This window comes from Microbacterium sp. F51-2R, assembly GCF_052180235.1.
Taxonomy (GTDB): domain Bacteria; phylum Actinomycetota; class Actinomycetes; order Actinomycetales; family Microbacteriaceae; genus Microbacterium.
The window spans coordinates 401435-421233 of the sequence record NZ_CP197470.1 but is presented as its reverse complement, the minus strand read 5'-3'; the positions used below and the strand labels follow the sequence as shown (position 1 = coordinate 421233).

Below are 19799 nucleotides of genomic sequence, written 5' to 3'. Positions count from 1 at the left end.
CCCCGCGGCGGGGGCATGCTGGCTGCATGCGAATCGTCGAGGCGACGGATGCCTACAGCCGCCACGTGCGGGATGTACGGCGCCTTTCGCCCGCGACCGTCCGCGCCTACGCGGCAGACCTCGCCGACCTCGCCGGGTCGACGGGTGACGTCGAGCTGAGCGACATCGACCTCGAGCATCTGCGCGAGTGGCTGTGGCGGGCGACGAAACGCGGCGATGCCCGGTCGACGATCGCGAGGCGCACCGCCGCCGCGCGCGGCTTCTTCGCGTGGGCTCTGGAGGCCGGGCTCACGACGACGGATCCGAGCCTGCGCTTGGTCGCGCCGAAGCGCGGACGCACGCTGCCGCACGTCGCCGCGGCGGACGCCGTGGGGGATCTTCTCGATCAGCTCGCTCGCACTGCCGCCGAGGGCGATCCGATCGCGCTCCGCGACCACGCGCTGCTCGAGATGCTCTACGGCTCCGGCATCCGTGTCTCCGAACTCTGCGGTCTCGACCTCGACGACATCGACCACGACCGTCGCACGGCGCGCGTGACGGGCAAGGGCTCGAAGGAGCGTGTCGTGCCCTTCGGTGCTCCCGCCGCCGCTGCGCTCGATGCCTATCTGGTGCGCGGCCGGCCCGTGCTCTCGGCGCGACGCGACGACGGATCGGCGCTGCGCGCGATCTTCCTGGGCGCCCGCGGAGCGCGGCTCGGTCCTCGCGCCACGTACGAGGTCGTGTCACGCGTCCTCGGTCCCGTCGTCGGGTCCGCCGTCGGACCTCACGCCCTCCGGCACTCGGCCGCGACGCATCTGCTCGACGGCGGCGCCGACCTGAGGACGGTGCAGGAGCTCCTCGGCCACGCGAGCCTCGGCACGACGCAGATCTACACGCACGTCTCGAGCGAGCGTCTCGCCGCGACCTATCGCCTCGCCCATCCCCGGGCCTGAGGCCTCGCCCCGCGCGCCGCGCCGCCGCAAGTCGGGGACGCGTATGGCTGGATCCAAGCGTCCCCAAATGGCCCGGGTGGAAATCGGGGGCGTGTAGCTGCATCCACCCGCCCGAGGCGGCCACACGCGTCCCCGAAGGGCCTCGCACGCGGGCCGGCCTCCACGGGCGCGCCACGAGGAGCGTCGGGAGCGAAGGGCTACGACCCGCCCGAGCCTCCGCAGCAGGGGAGGAGCACCGCGCGCGGGATGCCGCCGAGCAGAAGCAGCGGATTGATGTACTCGCCGTCCAGCCGCACGCCGAAGTGCATCGCCCCTGCGGGAGCGTGACCCCCGAGACTCACCACGCCGACGACCTCGCCCCGGCGGACGACCGTTCCGGCGAGCAGCTCGGACGCAACGGGCTCGAGGGTCGTCACGAGGCCGTCGCCGTGGTCGATGGTCACGATCGCGCGGTCTGCGACCGTGCCGGCGAACGCGATCACCCCGTCGGCCGGGGCGACGACCGCCGCATCGGCCGGCTCGACGTCGATGCCGCGGTGCCCCGGCGCGTAGCGATGCGCCGGCTGGACGTACGGCGCCACGACACGGAATCCAGACACGGGCCAGATCCAGCCGCGCCCACTCAGATCGCCGAAGGATGCCGCGGCCCGACCCGCCGCGTCGGACCCCGCCGCGTCAGACGCCGCGGCGCCAGCGGCCGAGCCAGACACCCCGACCCCCGCGACCCCTGCGACCACCACCGCGGTCACGATCGCCGCCGCGCCCCTGGTCAACCGGGCCGGAGCGGAGGGACGAGGCATCCGCTCATCGTCCTCTTCACAGCCGCCGCGAGGACCCGCGCACGGCAGCCCGTGGACGGCCGCACACCGTCGGCCGGCTGGGGAGGAGCAGCCGTCCCGAAGCCCGAGCCGCGGGTCTTCGTCCTGATACACTGGTGGAGCATCCCGCTCGTCGGGGTGACTCCGCGTGCCCAGAGCGCCGAAGGTTCCCAGAACCGGAGGGCGCGGCATCCACTCCCATCGGTCCTCCAGCGAACTCGCTGCGGGCGGGCGTGTGCCGGGCACCAGGCTCGCCGGCCATCGGCTCGGCGCGACACAACCGCAAGAGACGCGAGAGCGTCAGAACAGGAGAACGGCCATGGCCGTCGTCACGATTCGCCAGCTGCTCGACAGCGGCGTCCACTTCGGGCACCAGACCCGCCGGTGGAACCCGAAAGTCAAGCGCTTCATTCTCACCGAGCGCAGCGGCATCCACATCATCGACCTCCAGCAGTCGCTGACGTACATCGACAAGGCGTACGAGTTCGTCAAGGAGACGGTCGCCCACGGCGGCACCATCCTCTTCGTCGGCACCAAGAAGCAGGCCCAGGAGATCGTCGCCGAGCAGGCGACGCGCGTCGGCCAGCCCTTCGTGAACCAGCGCTGGCTCGGCGGCCTCCTCACGAACTTCCAGACGGTGTCCAAGCGCCTCGCGCGCATGAAGGAGCTCGAGGAGCTCAACTTCGACGACCCGGCAGCGAGCGGCTTCACCAAGAAGGAGCTCCTCATCAAGAAGCGTGAGCTCGACAAGCTGCACAAGTCGCTCGGCGGCATCCGCAACCTGCAGAAGACGCCCTCGGCCATCTGGGTCATCGACGCCAAGCGCGAGCACCTCGCGGTCAACGAGGCCTCGAAGCTCGGCATCCCGGTGATCGGCATCCTCGACACCAACGCCGACCCCGACGAGTTCCAGTACCCGATCCCCGGCAACGACGACGCGATCCGCTCGGTGAGCCTGCTCACGCGCATCATCGCCGACGCCGCCGCCGAGGGCCTCATCCAGCGCCACCAGCCGACCGACGAGTCGGCGGATGCCGAGCCCCTCGCCGACTGGGAGCGCGAGCTCCTCGAGCAGGGCTCCGACGCCGCCGTCACCGGTGCCGCCGAGGTCTCGACCGCCGCGACCGAGACGCCGGCCGACGCCGACGCCGCCGTCGCCCACGACGAAGACGTGGCCGCCGCAGCCGGCGAGTCGACCGAAGACGTCGCCGCCGCCGAGGCAGAGACCGTGTCGACGGATGCCGAGGCCACGGCCGATGCGGCCGAGACCGAGGCGGCGGACGCCGACGCTTCGGACGCCGGCAAGTAACGGTTCCCCTCCATCAACTACGCTTCGGCGGGGTCGCAGAGCGGCCCCGCCGAGGCATCCCACGAGAACTCTCCACAAGCAAGGAGCCACCACCCATGGCAAACTTCACGATCGCCGACATCAAGGCGCTGCGCGAGCAGCTCGGCACCGGCATGGTCGACACCAAGAAGGCGCTCGAGGAGGCCGACGGCGACCTCGAGAAGGCTGTCGAGATCCTCCGCCTCAAGGGCGCGAAGGGCAACGCCAAGCGCGCCGACCGCTCGACGAGCGAGGGCCTCATCGCCGCGAAGGAGCAGGGCGGCAAGGTCACGATCCTCGAGCTCAACACCGAGACCGACTTCGTCGCGAAGAACGAGCGCTTCATCGCCCTCGCCGACAAGGTGCTCGACGCGGCCGCCGCCGCCGGTGCCGACTCGGCCGAGGCCGCCCTCGCGGCGCCCGCCGGCAGCCAGACCGTCGCCGAGCTCATCTCCGACGAGGCCGCGATCATCGGCGAGAAGGTCGAGCTCCGTCGCGTGCGCACGCTCTCGGGCGACAAGTTCGAGATCTACCTGCACAAGACGAGCAAGGACCTCCCGCCCCAGGTCGGCGTCGTGCTGGCCTACTCGGGTGACGACGCCGAGACGGCTCGCAGCCTCGCGCAGCACATCTCGTTCGCCAACCCCACCTACCTGACGCGCGACGACGTCCCGGCCGACGAGGTCGAGAAGGAGCGTCAGATCGTCACGGAGATCTCGCGCAACGAAGGAAAGCCCGAGGCCGCCCTTCCGAAGATCGTCGAGGGCCGCGTCAACGCGTTCTTCAAGCAGGTCTCCCTCCTCGACCAGGACTACGCGAAGGACAACAAGCTCTCCGTCGCCCAGGTCGCCAAGGACGCCGGTCTCACGCTCACCGACTTCGCCCGCTTCAAGGTCGGCGCGTAACACTCCAGAAAGGCCCGCATCGAATCCGATGCGGGCCTTTCTCATGCACGGGTGAGGCCGGCTCGCGCGCTCACCGAAACCCACGGCTTTCGATAGTCTGCAATTCGCGACGAGAGGATCCCACGTGATCAAAGAAGCGACCGGACGCCGCCGCGTCCTCCTGAAGCTCTCCGGTGAGGCGTTCGGCGCCGGCCAGCTCGGGGTCAATCCCGACGTGATCAGCCAGATGGCCCGTGAGATCGCGGCTGCCGTCGATCGCGTCGAGATCGCGGTCGTCGTCGGCGGCGGCAACTTCTTCCGCGGTGCGGAGCTCAGCCAGCGCGGCATGGACCGCGGGCGCGCCGATTACATGGGCATGCTCGGCACGGTCATGAACGCCCTCGCGCTCCAGGACTTCCTCGAGCAGGCGGGTGCCGCGACACGCGTGCAGTCGGCCATCTCGATGACGCAGGTCGCCGAGCCCTACATCCCGCGTCGCGCCGAGCGCCATATGGAGAAGGGCCGCGTCGTCATCTTCGGCGCCGGGGCGGGCCTGCCCTACTTCTCGACCGACACGGTCGCCGCCCAGCGCGCTCTGGAGACGAAGTGCGACGAGATCCTCGTCGCCAAGAACGGCGTCGACGGGGTCTACACGGCTGACCCGCGGCTGGATGCCTCGGCCACCCGCATCGACGAGCTCACGTATTCCGATGCCCTCCTGCGGGGACTGAAGGTCGTCGACTCGACCGCGTTCAGCCTCTGCATGGACAACGGGATCGACATGCGCGTGTTCGGCATGGAGCCCGCAGGCAACGTCACCCGCGCCCTGCTCGGCGAGTCCATCGGCACGCTCGTCACGGTCTGACGCGGCCCTGCCGACTAGACTGGGATCTTCGAACCCACGAGGGGAGTCACTGTGATCGCCGACGTTCTGTCCGATGCCGCGACGCGCATGGATCGCGCCGTAGAGGCCGCGAAAGACGACTTCGCCAGCGTCCGGACGGGCCGCGCGAACCCGCAGCTCTTCCAGAAGATCCTGGTCGACTACTACGGCACGCCCACCCCGCTCGCGCAGCTGGCGTCGCTGAACAACCCCGAGGCGCGCACGCTCATCGTGACGCCCTACGACAAGTCGGCGCTCAAGGCGATCGAGCAGGCCATCCGCGACACCCCGAACCTCGGGGCCAACCCGACCAACGACGGCAACATCGTCCGCGTGACGCTCCCCGAGCTCACCGAGGAGCGCCGCCGCGAGTTCGTCAAGATCGTGCGCTCCAAGGGCGAGGATGCGAAGGTGCACGTGCGCGGCATCCGTCGCAAGTCCAAGGACGACCTCGACGACCTCAAGAGCGAGTTCGGCGAAGACGAGCTCGCCCGTGCCGAGAAGGAACTCGACGCCCTCACGCGTTCGCACGTCGACGCCATCGACGAGGCGCTCAAGCGCAAAGAGACCGAGCTGCTCGAGGTCTGAGACATCCCATGTCGGACGCATCCGGTGAGGCGCCCGGGCCCTCGCCCGCCGGGGCCGAGCCCCCGAAGAGCAGGCGCGACGCAGCCCGCGTGAGGCGGCAGCAGCCGTCGGCGCCGCAGCAGGAGCCGTCCGCGGCGATCCAGCACCAGCTCCGGGCCGCGCGCGAGGGGCTGGAGAGCCAGGTCGCGCACGCCCGTGCCGAGTTCGAAGAGGCCAACGAGCGCATCAAGCAGCGCACGGGGCGCGACCTCATCGTCGCGAGCCTCATCGGCATCGCGATCGGGGCCGTGCTCATCGCCTCGCTCATCTTCGTGAAGTGGCTCTTCGTCCTCTTCGCGCTGGCGGCCACGGTGCTCGGGCTCTTCGAGTTCGGGCGAGCCCTCAATGGCGCGGGGCGCAGGATGGACGTGTGGCCGCAGATCGGGGCCGGGATCGTCCTGGTGCTCGCGGGCTTCTTCGGCGAGCCCTGGCTGCACTGGGTCACGACATTCGTCGCCGTCGCCTTCGTGATCGTGTGGCGCCTGCTCGCGCAGATGACCGCACATGACGGCCGTCCCTACGGCGCGGTGCTCACCGACGTCGTCATCGCCGGCTTCTCGCAGCTCTACGTCGCGTTCCTCGCGAGCCTGTGCGTCGTGCTCCTGCGCCAGGAGGGCGGCGAGTGGTGGGTGCTCTCCTTCATCATCATCGCCGTCGCCTCCGACACGGGCGCCTACGCCGCGGGCGTCGCGTTCGGGCGCCATCCCATGGCGCCGCGCATCAGTCCGAAGAAGACGTGGGAGGGCTTCGCCGGCGCAGCTCTCGCGGCCCTGATCGCGGGCCTGATCCTCGGTCTCTACATGCTCCACATCCCGTGGTGGGCGGGCCTCGTGTTCGGCATCGTCATCCTGCTCACGGCGACAGCCGGCGATCTCGGCGAGTCGATGATCAAGCGCGACCTCGGCATCAAGGACATGAGCTCGTGGCTTCCCGGTCACGGGGGAGTCCTCGACCGCCTCGACTCGATCCTCCTCTCCGTCGTCGCGGCACTGGCGATGTACTACCTCCTCAACCCTCTGGCATCCTGATGACCTCCTCCTCGCCTCCCGAAACGTCCGATACGCCTGTCGCGTCCTTCCCCGAGACCGCGGGGCGCACCAAGGGCTACGAGAAGCGCGCCGTCGACGCCTTCCTCCGCCGCGCGAAGGCCGCGTTCGACGAACCCGACGCGCCCGAGACGGCGCTGACCGCCGCCGACGTGCGCCGGGTCGCCTTCCCGCTCGTCAAGCACGGCTACGTCATCGCCGCGGTCGACGCGGCACTCGGACGCATCGAGGACGCCTTCGCGGTGCGCGAGCGTCAGGCCGTGATGACACGCTCCGGCGCGCGCGAGTGGGTCGGGCGCACCAAAGAGACGGCGCAGGTGGTCCTCGACCGCCTGTCGCGCCCACGCGGACAGCGCTTCGACCGGGTCGGCGTCATGCGCTACGGCTACCGCATCGACGAGGTCGATCTCGTCGCCGACAAGATCGCCCGCTATCTCGAGACGGGCGACACCGTGACGGTCGAGCAGGTGCGCTCCGTCGCGTTCCGCATGCAGCGGGGCGGCTACCGCGAGACACAGGTGGATGCCGTGCTCGATGCCGTCGTGGAGGTCATGCTCGCCGTCGTGTGAGCCTCGTCGTCGCAGGTCGCGGTCGTGCGGTTCCGGTCGTGGGGCGGGCCTACCCGCGGTCGTCTGAGCCCACCGTCGGGCGGGCCTGTCGCTGATGGCACGGCCCGCGCCGAATCGCTAGACTCGTGGGCACTGTGACTTCCGGCAACGAGATGATTCCCGTAGCGTCCCGACGGATGCGTCGTCAGCAGCCCACGACGAGCGCGACCGCAGTCCCGTCGGCCGGCGTGCGCACGGCGGTTCCGACGCAGCGGTGGTCGCGCCGGCGCAGCGTCCTGAGTGTCTTCGCGACCCTGGCCGCCATCGGGTTCGTCGCGGCCTACGTCGGTCCGACGGGTTCGGCGCTCGTCGCCGCGAATGCCGACGAGGCGGCGCCCGTCACGCTCTACGCGAGCGGACTCGGCGACATCCAGAAGCTCGAGCTCGCCTCCGCCGACGCGGAGCCCGAGGCGGCCGCGCTGGACCGCGGCGGCTACTCGGTCTACGTCACGCCCAAGCCCACGCCGACCCCGACTCCCACGAAGGCGGCGAAGTCGGCTTCGTCCGGCTCGGGCTGGGCACCGCCCTTCGTCTCGCCCGATCCGGGTTCGGCGCAGGCGATCGCCTACGACATGGTGCACGCACGCGGCTGGGGCGACGATCAGTTCTCGTGCCTCGTGGCGCTGTGGAACAAGGAGTCCGGCTGGCGCGTCAACGCGTACAACCGGGGAAGCGGTGCCTACGGCATCCCGCAGGCCCTTCCCGGCAGCAAGATGGGGTCGGCCGGCGCCGACTGGGAGACCAACCCCGCGACGCAGATCGCGTGGGGCCTCGGCTACATCGGCGGCCGCTACGGCACCCCGTGCGGGGCGTGGGGCCACTCGCAGAGCACCGGCTGGTATTGAGGCCATGCCGCGGTCGAACCGGCGGCGGCCCGATCCGGCGGGGAACGGTTCGTTCGAGCGGCTCCTGGCAGGATGGAAGCGCAACGAGATCCGTCGCGGAGTCGAGTGGGTCGTCCAGCCGGTGAGCGGCGCGCAGTCCGTCAAGGCCTACACATGCCCCGGCTGCGGACGGACCGTCGAAGCCGGGACGGCGCACCTGGTCACGTGGCGTGCCGACGGGGTCCTGGGCGATCAGGCGGATCTCGCCGCCCGCAGACACTGGCACACGCACTGTTGGAGGATCGGCTGACGTGGAGATCCGCGGACCTCTCCTGCTCCCCGCCCGCCGGGAAGACATCGAGCTCGAGACCCTGGACGGCCTGACCCTGGTGGGGGAGCTGGCCGTGCCGCTCGAGCACGATCCGGTCGCGACGCTCGTGACGCTGCATCCGCTCCCCACTGCCGGCGGGTTCATGGACTCGCACATCCTCCGCAAGGCGGCGGCACGGCTGCCCGCCCTGGCGGACCTCGCCGTGCTCCGCTTCAACACGCGGGGCACGACCTCGCCGCGCGGCACGAGCGAGGGCGCGTTCGACGGCGGCCGCGCCGAGGCGTTCGATCTCGCCGCGGCGATGGACTTCGTCCGCGAGCGGAGCCTCCCCCGGCCATGGCTCGTCGGCTGGTCGTTCGGAACCGAGCTCGCACTCAAGTACGGCCGCGACCACGCCGTCGAAGGCGTCATCCTGCTCTCGCCGCCACTCCACCGGGCGACGCCCGACGAGGTGTCGGCGTGGGCGGACGATCCGCGGCGCGTCATCGCGCTCATCCCGGAGTTCGACGACTATCTGAGACCGGATGCCGCGTCCGATCGCTTCTCGGCCGTGCCGCACGCCGTGCTCATCCCCGTCGAAGGGGGCAAGCACCTCTGGGTCGGCGAGGCGCAGACCCGTCGCGTCCTCACCGAGATCGTCGCGGCGGTCAATCCCGAGGCGCTCCCGCTGCCCGACGAGTGGGACGGACCCGCGGGGGAGTAGCGCTCAGCGCTCGTTCTGGCGCGGGATCACGACCTGGCGGTAGATGATCAGGATGCTCGCCGCCACGGGGATCGCGACGAGGGCGCCGAGGAGGCCGAGGAGCGCGCCGCCGGCGAGGGCGGCGATCACCACGACGGCACCCGGCACCGAGACGGCGCGGTTCATGATGCGCGGCGAGATCACGTACGCCTCGATCTGCATGTAGATGAGGTAGTAGATCGCGGCGATGAGCGCCGTGGTGGGCGAGCCGAGGCCGAGGCAGATGAGCACGATGATCGTCGAGCCCGTGAGGGTGCCCACGAGCGGGATGATCGAGAAGAAGAACGCGATCACGGCGAGGACCGCGGGGAACGGCGCTCCGATGATCGACAGGAAGATCGCGCTCAGCACACCGTTGGTCGCACCGAGGATCAGCTGCCCGATGACGTAGTAGCCGACGGAGTCGGTGATCTGCTCCGACAGGTCGATGAATCGGGGCCGCTTCGAGGCCGGGACGAGCTGGTAGACCGACTTCTTGAGCGCCGGGGTCGACGCCGTGAAGTAGATCGTGAGGATCAGCACGATGAAGGCGCCGGTGAGGCCCGCCAGGAGCGAGGCGCCCACGGCGATGACGCCCTGCCCGATCGATCCGCTGATGTTGCCGACGTTGTCCTGCAGCCACTGCTGCACGTAGTTGAAGACCTCGTCGACCTTCAGCTGCGGGAAGACGCCCTGCAGCCACGCCTTCATGTCTTCGACGATCGTGCCGCCCTCGACGATGTCGGTGATCGCGGCGACGAGCTGCCCCACCTGATCGAAGATGATCGGCAGCACCATCAGGATGATGCCGGCGAAGACGGCGAGCACGGCGACGATCGTGATGAGCACGGCCGCCCACCGGGGGAGCTTGCGGCGCTCGAGCCACGCGACGACGGGATCCAGGCCCAGAGAGAGGAACAGCGCCGTCCCCACGTAGAGGAGGATCGTCGACAGCGTCTGGATGCTCGTGATGAGAAGGAGGCCGAGCCCCACGCCCAACGTGGCGACGAACGCCACGCGGAACGGATTGTGCAGCTTCACTGGGGCCTCCCGATCGAGGACGGATGTCGTCTGGCAAGAATACGAGAGTGGCGGGCCCGAGCCGCGCAATGACCCTCTCTGGGGTCTTTCAGGTCGTCTTCGCTAGTCTGGAACGTCGAATGTGCGGCCCGTACGCAGTCTCGCGGGCCCTGGGAAGGTGTTGATTCGTGCGTTTCGTGTGGGCCGTCGCGGCGTTCGTGCTCGCGGCCGTGATGATCGGAGCGGGTATCGCTCAGCGTACGGTCTTCCAGGGACCCAAGACGCAGACCACCGCGATCTCCGTTGAAGAGCCCGCCCCGTACACGCTCATCGACGGCAGCGTGCTCAATTCCGCTGCCGGCTCGCAGACCCTCCGCGCCACCGGTGACGGCACGATCTTCGTCGCCTACGGGCGCACGGGCGACATGAAGGCCTGGCTGTCCGACACCACCTACAACGCCGTGACGCTCGACAAGAAGGGTGCCCCGCGCACCAAGCTCGTCGAGCCCACCGTCGAAGACGCCACGACGACGGAGGGGACGGATGCCTCGACCCCGGCGGCGACGACGGCGCCGACCGACGCCGCAGCGGGCGACGCGACGGCCGGTGATGCGGCAGCAGGCGACGCGGCGACCGACGCCGCTGCCGGCGGCGATGCGGCGGCGGGGGAGACCGCGGGTCGAAGCCCCGTCGGCTCGGATCTCTGGCTCGACGAGTTCCAGCAGGACGACCTCCTGGTCGCACCGCTCCAGCTCCCCGACACCATGAGCGTCCTGGTCGCCTCCGACGGCACGGCGCCGGCGCCGAGCGAGCTTTCCGTCTCATGGCCACTGCAGCACTCGACACCGTGGGCGGGTCCGCTCATCGTCGGCGGCGGCATCCTGATGGCCCTCGGCATCTTCCTCTACATCCTCGGCATCCGTCACGTCCGTCGCTCGCGCGGCCCGCGTCGCAAGGGCCTGCCACTCCCGGTCACCGAGCCGATCGACCTCGCCGTCGACAGCGCCGGCAAGGGCGTCATCAGCTCCGGCGCCCCGACCCGACGGGCGCTCGCGCGGGGCAAGCGCGCCTTCGTGATCCTCCCCGCAGTCGCCGTCTCGGCCCTCCTCTTCACGGGCTGCTCGGCGGACTCGTGGCCCGAGATCGCGGCCACCCCGACCCCGAGTCCGACCGGAACCGTGATCGTGCCGGACGGCCAGCAGGCGCCGGCGGTCACGGAGTCGCAGGCCGAGCGCATCCTGTCCCGCATCTCCAAGACGGTGGCGGATGCCGATGCCGGCCTCGACGCCTCGCTCGCCGCGACGCGGCTCGACGGCGCCATGCTCGCGGAGCGCTCGACCAACTACAAGCTCCGAGCCGCGATCGCCGACTACAAGGCGCCCGCGCCGATTCCCACGAAGCCCGTCTTCCCGCTGCTCCCGCAGGCCAAGGACGAGTGGCCCCGGACCGTCATGGCGGTCGTCGCCGACAAGGACAACAAGACGGCGAACATCATGATGATGACGCAGCAGGACGCGTGGTCGCCGTACAAGCTCAGCTACATGTCGAGCCTCGAGGCCGCCACGAAGCTCCCCGACCTCGCTCCGCCCTACATCGGCGCGACGGGCGTGGCGCCTGACTCGCCGTTCCTCATCCTGCAGCCCGACAAGGTGGCCGCGGCCTATGCCGACATCCTCAACAAGGGCGAGGACAGCGAGTATTACGGCCTGTTCGACGAGACCGAGGACCAGTTCCGCGCGGGCGTCGCCGCCGACCGCCAGAAGCGCCTCGACGAGTTCAATGCGACGGGCGCTCAGACGGGCAGCCTCACGTTCGAGTCGACCGCGGGCGCCGATGCCCCTCTCTCGCTCGCTACGCTGGAGAGCGGCGCGATCGTCGCCGTGAGCATCAACGAGACCGACACCGTCAAGCCCACCAATGCCGACGCGGTGATCAAGGTCGGCGACAACCCGACAGTGAAGACCCTCGCCGGGGTGGACCAGTCCGCCACCGGGTTCACGACGACGTTCAGCGATCAGCTCTTCTTCTACGTGCCCAGTCAGGGCTCGACCGAGAAGATCCAGCTGCTCGGCTACGCCTCCGACATCCTCGACGCGAAGGTGATCAAGTGACCGATCCGGCTCCCGGCGCCGTCCTGCGTGGCGCAGTGGACCTGTCCTCTCTACGCAACCGTCCCGCCGCCCCCGCCGCGGCGCCCGAGGCTTCCGGCGCACCCGTCGGCAGCGTGGCGTCGCTCGTCATGGATGTGACGGACGAGACGTTCGGCGAGGTGCTCGAGCTCTCGCGCACCGTCCCCGTCGTCGTCGACCTCTGGGCCGAGTGGTGCGGGCCGTGCAAGCAGCTGAGCCCGATCCTCGAGAAGGTCGTCGGGGAGCTCGACGGCCGTGTCGTACTCGCGAAGGTCGACGTCGACGCCAACCCGCAGCTCTCGCAGGCGTTCCGCGCCCAGTCCATCCCGATGGTCGTCGCGCTCGTCGGCGGCCAGCCGGTGCCGCTGTTCACCGGCGCCGTGCCCGAGCAGCAGGTGCGCGAGGTCTTCGCGCAGCTTCTCCAGGTCGCAGCGCAGAACGGCGTGAGCGGCCGTCTGGACGTCACCGGCGCCGGGAGCGAGGAGGATGGCGCCGAGGCGGCTGAGCCGCCGCTCCCGCCCCTCCACGCCGAGGCCTTCCAGGCGATCGAGGAGGGCGACTACCCCCGCGCCATCGCCGCCTACGAGAAGGCTCTCGCCGAGAATCCGCGCGACGCCGACGCCCGCGCGGGCCTCGGCCAGGTGCGCCTCCTCGACCGCATCAGCGGGGCCGACCTCCAGTCCGCACGCGCGGCCGCCGCCGAGGCGCCCGCCGACGTCGACGCGCAGCTCCTCGTCGCCGACCTCGACCTGTCGGGAGGCCACGTGGACGACGCCTTCGACCGGCTCCTCGAGCTGTTCGCGGCGTTGCCTGCCGACGAGCGCGCCCCCGTGCGGGAGCGACTCCTCGACCTCTTCGGCGTCGTGGGCGACGCCGACGCCCGCGTGCTCCGCGCGCGCGGCAGGCTCGCGTCGCTGCTCTTCTGACGCAGGCCGCGCCGAAACCAGGGATTCGCGTCGAGACCGGACGGGATTTCCCCGGTCTCGACGAGAAACCCCTGTCTCGACGGTGACGGATGCCGCGGCATCCGTCGCCCGCACGCGCGCGCACCGCGCGCGCACCGCGGGCTCGCGTCGCTGCTCTTCTGACGCAGGCCGCGCCGAAACCAGGGATTCGCGTCGAAACCGGACGGGATTTCCCCCGTCTCGACGAGAAACCCCTGTCTCGACGGTGACGGATGCCGCGGCATCCCGTCACCGCACCGCGGCGCGGGTCAGCCCTGGGTGGGGGACGGAATGTGCGCCTCGGGGTCGTGCCGCAGGTACAGCACGCCCAGCGGCGGCAGGATCATCGTCGCGCGCTTGTCGGCGTTGGCGTTGACGACGCCGAGGTTGCCGACGCCGGATCCGCCGTACTCGCGGGCATCGGTGTTGAGGGCCTCGTGCCACACGCCGGACTCGGGCAGGTCGAGCTCGAAGTTGTAGACCGGCACTCCCGAGAAGTTCGCGACGACGACGATCGTGTTGCCGTGCCAGTCGCGGCGCGAGAACGCGATCACGTTCGGGTTCCACGTCGGTGCGCCCAGGCGGGCGAAGGCCGCGCCGTCGCTGTCGCGCGCCCACAGCGCCGAGTGCTCGCGATAGACGCGGTTGAGGGCGCCGACGAAGTGGTGCAGCTGGGCGTGGGACGGCTGCTCGAGCAGCCACCAGTCCAGCGCGCGGGACTCGGACCACTCGGACATCTGGCCGAACTCCTGGCCCATGAACAGCAGCTGCTTGCCCGGATGCCCCCACATGTAGGCCAGGAAGGCCCGCATGTTCGCAAGCTTCTGCCAGTGGTCGCCCGGCATCCGTCCGAAGAGGCTGCCCTTGCCGTGCACGACCTCGTCATGGCTGATCGGGAGGATGTAGTTCTCGCTGAACGCGTACACGAACGAGAACGACATCTCGCCCTCGTGGTGGGCGCGGTACATCGGGTCGCGCTTGATGTACTGGAGCGAGTCGTTCATCCAGCCCATGTTCCACTTGAACCCGAAGCCCAGGCCCGCCCGGCTCGTGGGCGCCGTGACGCCCGGGAAGCTCGTGGACTCCTCGGCGATGATCGCGACGCCGGGGTAGCGCTTGTACGCCGTGGCGTTGACCTCCTGCAGGAACGAGATGGCCTCGAGGTTCTCGCGGCCCCCGTGCACGTTGGGCACCCACTCGCCGGGTTCGCGGGAGTAGTCGAGGTAGAGCATCGAGGCGACGGCGTCGACCCGCAGGCCGTCGACGTGGAACTCCTCGAGCCAGTACAGGGCGTTGGCGACGAGGAAGTTGCGCACCTCCCGGCGCCCGTAGTCGAAGATGTACGTGCCCCAGTCCTTGTGCTCGCCGCGGCGGGGGTCCGGGTGCTCGTACAGCGCCTCGCCGTCGAACCTCGCCAGGGCGAACGAGTCCTTGGGGAAGTGACCCGGGACCCAGTCCATGATCACGCCGATGTCGGCCTGGTGGAGGCGATCGATGAGGTACTTCAGGTCGTCGGGGTGCCCGAACCGGCTCGTGGGCGCGTAATAGCCCGTGACCTGGTAGCCCCACGACCCGCCGAACGGGTGCTCGGCGAGCGGCATGAACTCGACGTGGGTGAAACCCTGCGCCGTGACGTACTCGATGAGCTGGTCCGCGGCATCCCGGTACCCGAGTCCCGGACGCCACGAGCCGAAGTGCAGCTCGTAGATCGAGACGGGCTGCGACACCTGCTGGGTCTTCGCGCGGCGGGTCATCCAGTCGTCGTCGGCCCAGGTGTACGAGCTCTGGACGATGACGGATGCCGTGGCCGGCGGAACTTCCGCGAAACGCGCCATGGGGTCGGCCTTGTCGATCCATTCGCCGCGACGCGTGAGGATCTGGTACTTGTAGGCGGCGCCGGGGCCGAGCGCGGGGACGAAGAGCTCCCACACGCCGCTGGAGCCCATCGACCGCATGGCGTGGCCCTGGCCGTCCCAGTCGTTGAAGTCGCCGACGACCCGCACGGCGCGTGCGTTGGGAGCCCACACCGCGAACGACGTGCCCCACGTGCCCTCGTGCTCGCGCACGTGGGCGCCGAGGACGTTCCACAGCTGCTCGTGGCGCCCCTCGCGGATGAGGTGCATGTCGAGCTCGCCGAGCACCGGCGTGTGCCGGTACGGGTCGTCCGCGACGTAATCGGGGGCGTGCTCGTAGGTCGTGACGAGGTGGTACGGCCCGGGGTCGCCCGATCGCAGTCCCTCCCAGATGCCGCTGCGCACGTGCTCGAGGGGAACCTCGGTGCCGTCGGTGAAGACGGCCGTCACGCTCTGCGCGAGCGGGCGCCGGGCGCGCACGGTCCACTCACGAGCGCCCTGTCCGTCCTCGCCCGCGTGCAGGCCGAGCACGCCGTGCGGATCGTGGTACGAGCCGGTCGCGACGGTGTCGAGGATCTGGTCGTCGATCTGGGTCATCGAGGCTCCTTCACGTGCAGGATGTGGACGGGCTCATGGAAGGCGTCGAGGCGGACGAAGTCGTGATCCGACCAGGTCCACTGCTGCCCCGTGAGGAGCTCCTCGACCTCGAACGGGTCGCCGGGGCGGACGCCCCAGATGCGCGTGTCGAGGTGCACCATCGTCTGGCGGACCGAGTGCGGGTCGACGTTGGCGACGACGATGATGGTGTCGCTGCGCCCCGTGGGCGAGAGCGCCGCATCGAGATGCTTCGAGTACACCAGGATCGCGTCGTCGTCGCTCCAGTGCGCCGTGAAGTTGCGCAGCTGCCCGAGCGCGGGGTGCTCGCGGCGGATCTGGTTGAGGCGCCTCAGGAACGGCGCGAGGGAGTCTCCGGATGCCTCGGCCCCCGCCCAGTCGCGGAGCTTGTACTCGTACTTCTCGTTGTCGACGTTCTCTTCCGACCCCGGGCGGGCGACGTTCTCGAAGAGCTCGTAGCCGGCGTAGACGCCGTAGAGGGGAGCCGCCGTCGCGGCGATGGCCGCGCGGATCTTGTAGCCGGGCCGTCCGCCGTACTGGAGGAACTCGGTGAGGATGTCGGGCGTGTTGACGAAGAGGTTCGGGCGCATGAAGTCGGCCGTCTCGCTCGAGACCGACCCGAGGAACTCCTCGAGCTCCTCCTTCGTGTTGCGCCACGTGAAGTACGAGTAGCTCTGCTGGAAGCCCGCCATCGCAAGGCCCTGCATGGGCGCGGGCCGCGTGAACGCCTCGGCGAGGAACACCACGTCGGGGTCTTCGGCGTTGATCGTGCCGATGAGCCACTCCCAGAACTGCAGCGGCTTGGTGTGGGGGTTGTCGACGCGGAAGATCTTGACGCCCTGGGCGATCCAGTGGCGCACGACACGGAGGACCTCGGCCTTGATCCCCTCGGGATCGTTGTCGAAGTTGATCGGATAGATGTCCTGATACTTCTTCGGCGGGTTCTCGGCGTACGCGATGGAGCCGTCGGGGAGCGTCGTGAACCACTCCGGGTGCTCGGCGACCCACGGGTGATCCGGCGCGGCCTGCAGCGCGAGGTCGAGCGCGACCTCGAGGCCCGCGGCCTCGGCCGCGCGGACGAACGCGCGGAAGTCCGCGAGCGTGCCGAGGTCGGGGTGCACCGCGTCGTGGCCGCCTTCGGCCGCCCCGATCGCCCACGGCGACCCGGGGTCGCCCGGCTGCGCATCGAGCGTGTTGTTGGGGCCCTTGCGGTTGAGCCGCCCGATCGGGTGGATCGGGGGCAGGTAGAGCACTTCGAAGCCCATCGCCGCGACGGCCGGGATGCGCTTGGCGGCCGTCCGGAAGGTGCCGCTCTTGATCGTCCCGTCCTTCAGGCGCCGCGCACCCTCGGACCGGGGGAAGAACTCGTACCACGCGCCCACTCCCGCGCGCTCGCGTTCGACGAGGAGCTCGGAGGTCTCGCCGACCGTCACGAGCGACGCGAGCGGCCGCGCCGCGAAGTACTCGGCGATGGCGGGATCTCGCACGATCTCGAGGGCGGCGTCGTCGTCCACGGATGCCTCGCGGAGGCGGGCCGCGGCATCCGTCAGCGCCCGCTTCTCTGCGGCGGGACGGTCCTTCTCGGCGACCGCCCGCTCGAACAGCCGCGCGCCCATCTCACGCATGAGCGCAGTGTCGACGCCTGCGGCGATCTTGACATCGGCGGCGTGCTCCCACGTCGCGAAATCGTCGGCGAATCCCTCGAAGCGGAAGCTCCAGACGCCCTGCTCGAGCGGCGCGACGAGCGTCGCCCAGCGATCGAACCCGTCCTCGAGAGGACGCAGTCGATGCAGCGACTCGTCTCCGGACGGCGAGAAGAGCCGCACGTGGACGCCGATGCGGTCGTGCCCCTCGCGGAACGCGGTCGTCCGGAACGGCACGACCTCGCCGACGTACGCCTTCGGCCGGAAGCCGGCCGGAGTCGTGGGGGAGGGCAGCGCCAGGGGGATGCGACCCGTGCGGGTCGAGACATCCGTCTGCCAGGCGACGGCCGGCCGGAGCGGGACGGCGGATCCACTCCGCCACGGACGGGGTTGCGAGACGCGCTTGGACGTGACCACGTTCCGAACCTACCGCGACCCCGTCAGGGAGCACAGCGAGCCGCGACAGAACGGATCAACCCTTGACAGAACCGGCCGCGAGTGTCATTCGACGCGGAACAGGTGCATCGAGGTGCCCTCGATCGACACGATCTGTCCCGGCAGATACTCCTCGCCCTCGTCGCTGGGCGATTCGTCGGCGCTGGACCACAGCGACACGTATCGAACGACGTCGTCGATCTCGGGGAGCGTGACGGCGGTGGGTCGCTCCGTGCCGTGGACGATGAGCAGGATGCGGTTGAAATCCTCGGTCTCGGGCGTCGACGCCGCGACGTACTGCAGCGTGCGGTGGGCGGGATTCGTCCACCGCTCGATCGACATCGTCTCGCCGTGCTCGTCGTACCACTGCATGACGGATGCCGAGGGCGTGTGCTGGTCGAGCCGCGCAAAGCGCGAGGGGCGCAGCGCGGGATTGTCCTGCCGTGCCCGGATCAGTCGCTGCACGTGGGCGAAGAGGTCGCGCTGCCAGGACGCGTGCTCCCATGGCAGCCACGTGAGGGGCGAGTCGTGGCAATAGGCGTTGTTGTTGCCCCGCTGCGTGCGGCCGAACTCGTCGCCGGCGGCGATCATGGGGATCCCCGCCGAGAGCAGGAGGGTGCCCATGAGGTTGCGCATCGCCTTGCGGCGCGTCGCGAGGATGTGCTCGTCGTCGGTCGTGCCCTCGGCGCCGTGGTTGAACGATCGGTTGGTGTCGGCGCCGTCGCGGTTCTGCTCGCCGTTGCCCATGTTGTGCTTGACGTCGTATGAGACGAGGTCACGGAGCGTGAAGCCGTCGTGCGCCGTGACGAAGTTGACGCTCGCGAGGGGTCCGCGCTCGACGCTGAAGGTGTTGGAGGAGCCCGCGAGGCGCGTCGCGAAGCCCGCGATGCCGACGGGCGCCGTCGAGGCGCGGCGCGCGTAGTCGATGTCGCTCAGCCAGAAGTTGCGCACGCGATCGCGATAGCGATCGTTCCACTCGTGCCAGCCCTCGCCGAAGTTGCCGGTCTGCCAGCCGCCCATCCCGACGTCCCACGGCTCGGCGATCTTCTTCACACCCGCCAGCTGCGGGTCGTCGCGGATGGCCTGCAGCAGCGGATGATCCGGGGTGAAGGCGTGCGATGCATCCCTCCCGAGTGTCGTGGCGAGGTCGAAGCGGAACCCGTCGATCTGCACATCGTTAGCCCAGTAGCGCAGCGAGTCGAGCACGAGGCGGGCCGCGGCATCCGTCGACGTGTCGACCGAATTGCCGCACCCCGTGACGTCGATGTACGCGCCGTCCTCGTGCTGGCGGTAGTAGCGCCGGTTGTCGATGCCGCGGAGGCTCGTGCGCGGCCCGCCGATCTCGCCCTCCGACGTGTGGTTGTAGACGACGTCGAGCACGACCTCCAGGCCCGCTTCGTGGAGGAGCTTGACCATGCCCTTGAATTCGCGGAGCACCGCCTCGGGGCCCTGCGCGCGGCTCTGCTCGGTCGCGTACGGCGCGTGCGGGGCGAAGAAGTTGAGCGAGTTGTAGCCCCAGTAGTTCGCGAGGTGGTGCTGCAGCAGCCGTGGCTCGGTCGTGAAGGCGTGAACGGGCAGGAGCTCGATCGTCGTGACGCCGAGCGAGAGGAAGTGGTCGATCATCGCGGGGTGCGCGAGGCCCGCATAGGTGCCGTGGAGGGCCGGCGGCACGAGCGGATGCCGCTTGGAGAGGCCTTTGACATGCCCCTCGTAGATGATCGTGCGGTCCAGCGGCACGGCGGGCTTCTCGACGCCGCCCCAGTCGAAGCCGCCGTCGACGACGACGGAGCGCCAGTCGCCGTAGCCGCCGGAGACGAGCCCCTTCGCATACGGATCGATCAGGAGCGTCCGCGGGTTGAAGGTGTTGCCCGGCCCGTGCGGGCCCTGCACGCGCAGCGCGTACCGGGCGCCGGGGCGCAGGAGCGGCGTCGTGATCTCCCAGAGGCCGCCGCCCGCCGGAAGGAGGGGCTCCTCGTGGGTGATCCAGTCGAGGTCGGTGTCGTCGAAGACCACGAGCTCGACGCCGTCGGCGTTCTCCGACCAGACGCGCAGCGTCGCGCCGTCGGGTGAGACCGTGACGCCGAGCCCGTCGAGGTCTTCGCTGAGAAGCCCGGGCGAGGAGACGATTGCGAGGGAGTCCGTATGGGACATGCGATCTA

Annotated in this window: 17 protein-coding genes; 12 read left to right on the top strand and 5 right to left on the bottom strand. The window is 70.0% G+C overall.

Translation table 11 applies throughout. The features are described 5' to 3' along the window. The first annotated feature begins 26 nt into the window (after window positions 1–26). Window positions 27–932, top strand: a complete 906-nt coding sequence (locus ACSBPH_RS02085; RefSeq protein WP_442575964.1) for a tyrosine-type recombinase/integrase — start codon at window positions 27–29, stop codon at window positions 930–932. Between the two features lie 197 nt (window positions 933–1129). On the opposite strand, the gene ACSBPH_RS02080 is transcribed toward ACSBPH_RS02085, so the two are convergent. Further along, a complete protein-coding gene (locus ACSBPH_RS02080; RefSeq protein WP_442575963.1) occupies window positions 1130–1732 on the bottom strand; it encodes a peptidoglycan DD-metalloendopeptidase family protein in 603 nt (200 codons plus the stop codon). A gap of 337 nt (window positions 1733–2069) precedes the next feature. On the opposite strand from ACSBPH_RS02080, the gene rpsB reads away from it, so the two are divergent. From rpsB to ACSBPH_RS02035, 9 genes are all read left to right on the top strand, one after another. Then, complete coding sequence (gene rpsB, locus ACSBPH_RS02075; protein WP_442575962.1) at window positions 2070–3059, top strand: 30S ribosomal protein S2; 990 nt, start codon at window positions 2070–2072, stop codon at window positions 3057–3059. A gap of 95 nt (window positions 3060–3154) precedes the next feature. Then, window positions 3155–3982 carry a translation elongation factor Ts gene (gene tsf / locus ACSBPH_RS02070; RefSeq protein ID WP_442575961.1) on the top strand — a complete coding sequence of 276 codons (828 nt, stop codon included), beginning with the start codon at window positions 3155–3157 and terminating at the stop codon, window positions 3980–3982. Between the two features lie 124 nt (window positions 3983–4106). Further along, complete coding sequence (gene pyrH, locus ACSBPH_RS02065) at window positions 4107–4826, top strand: UMP kinase (RefSeq protein ID WP_442575960.1); 720 nt, start codon at window positions 4107–4109, stop codon at window positions 4824–4826. 51 nt (window positions 4827–4877) lie between these two features. Beyond that, on the top strand, window positions 4878–5432 hold the full coding sequence (gene frr, locus ACSBPH_RS02060) for a ribosome recycling factor (RefSeq protein ID WP_442575959.1): 555 nt from the start codon (window positions 4878–4880) through the stop codon (window positions 5430–5432). A gap of 8 nt (window positions 5433–5440) precedes the next feature. Next, window positions 5441–6499 (top strand): phosphatidate cytidylyltransferase, encoded by a 1059-nt coding sequence (locus ACSBPH_RS02055; RefSeq protein WP_442575958.1) that lies wholly within the window; start codon window positions 5441–5443, stop codon window positions 6497–6499. After that, a complete protein-coding gene (locus tag ACSBPH_RS02050; protein ID WP_442575957.1) occupies window positions 6499–7086 on the top strand; it encodes a DivIVA domain-containing protein in 588 nt (195 codons plus the stop codon). The genes ACSBPH_RS02055 and ACSBPH_RS02050 overlap by 1 nt, the downstream gene beginning before the upstream one ends. Window positions 7087–7262: 176 nt before the next feature. Then, the gene (locus ACSBPH_RS02045) at window positions 7263–7970 is read left to right on the top strand and encodes a lytic transglycosylase domain-containing protein (protein WP_442575956.1); all 708 of its coding nucleotides are present in this window, start codon (window positions 7263–7265) and stop codon (window positions 7968–7970) included. A 4-nt stretch (window positions 7971–7974) separates the two neighbouring features. Beyond that, window positions 7975–8259, top strand: a complete 285-nt coding sequence (locus ACSBPH_RS02040) for a hypothetical protein (protein ID WP_442575955.1) — start codon at window positions 7975–7977, stop codon at window positions 8257–8259. Between the two features lies 1 nt (window position 8260). Continuing rightward, window positions 8261–8983, top strand: coding sequence for an alpha/beta hydrolase (locus tag ACSBPH_RS02035; RefSeq protein ID WP_442575954.1), 723 nt, complete (start codon window positions 8261–8263; stop codon window positions 8981–8983). A 3-nt stretch (window positions 8984–8986) separates the two neighbouring features. Here ACSBPH_RS02035 and ACSBPH_RS02030 read toward each other — a convergent pair whose 3' ends face one another. Further along, the gene (locus ACSBPH_RS02030) at window positions 8987–10042 is read right to left on the bottom strand and encodes an AI-2E family transporter (RefSeq protein WP_442575953.1); all 1056 of its coding nucleotides are present in this window, start codon (window positions 10040–10042) and stop codon (window positions 8987–8989) included. 167 nt (window positions 10043–10209) lie between these two features. Here ACSBPH_RS02030 and ACSBPH_RS02025 point away from each other — a divergent pair, with 167 nt between their 5' ends. Together ACSBPH_RS02025 and ACSBPH_RS02020 are read left to right on the top strand one after the other, a co-directional pair. Beyond that, the gene (locus tag ACSBPH_RS02025; protein ID WP_442575952.1) at window positions 10210–12132 is read left to right on the top strand and encodes a glycosyl transferase; all 1923 of its coding nucleotides are present in this window, start codon (window positions 10210–10212) and stop codon (window positions 12130–12132) included. Then, window positions 12129–13076 (top strand): tetratricopeptide repeat protein, encoded by a 948-nt coding sequence (locus ACSBPH_RS02020; RefSeq protein WP_442575951.1) that lies wholly within the window; start codon window positions 12129–12131, stop codon window positions 13074–13076. The genes ACSBPH_RS02025 and ACSBPH_RS02020 overlap by 4 nt, the downstream gene beginning before the upstream one ends. A gap of 287 nt (window positions 13077–13363) precedes the next feature. Here the strand turns inward: ACSBPH_RS02020 and glgB are convergent, their stop codons facing one another. From glgB to glgX, 3 genes are all read right to left on the bottom strand, one after another. After that, the gene (gene glgB, locus ACSBPH_RS02015; protein WP_442575950.1) at window positions 13364–15544 is read right to left on the bottom strand and encodes a 1,4-alpha-glucan branching protein GlgB; all 2181 of its coding nucleotides are present in this window, start codon (window positions 15542–15544) and stop codon (window positions 13364–13366) included. Further along, window positions 15541–17505: an alpha-1,4-glucan--maltose-1-phosphate maltosyltransferase gene (locus ACSBPH_RS02010; RefSeq protein WP_442577226.1), complete on the bottom strand. Its 1965-nt coding sequence runs from the start codon at window positions 17503–17505 to the stop codon at window positions 15541–15543. The genes glgB and ACSBPH_RS02010 overlap by 4 nt, the downstream gene beginning before the upstream one ends. A gap of 201 nt (window positions 17506–17706) precedes the next feature. Then, window positions 17707–19791 (bottom strand): glycogen debranching protein GlgX, encoded by a 2085-nt coding sequence (gene glgX / locus ACSBPH_RS02005; RefSeq protein WP_442575949.1) that lies wholly within the window; start codon window positions 19789–19791, stop codon window positions 17707–17709. Window positions 19792–19799 lie beyond the last annotated feature (8 nt).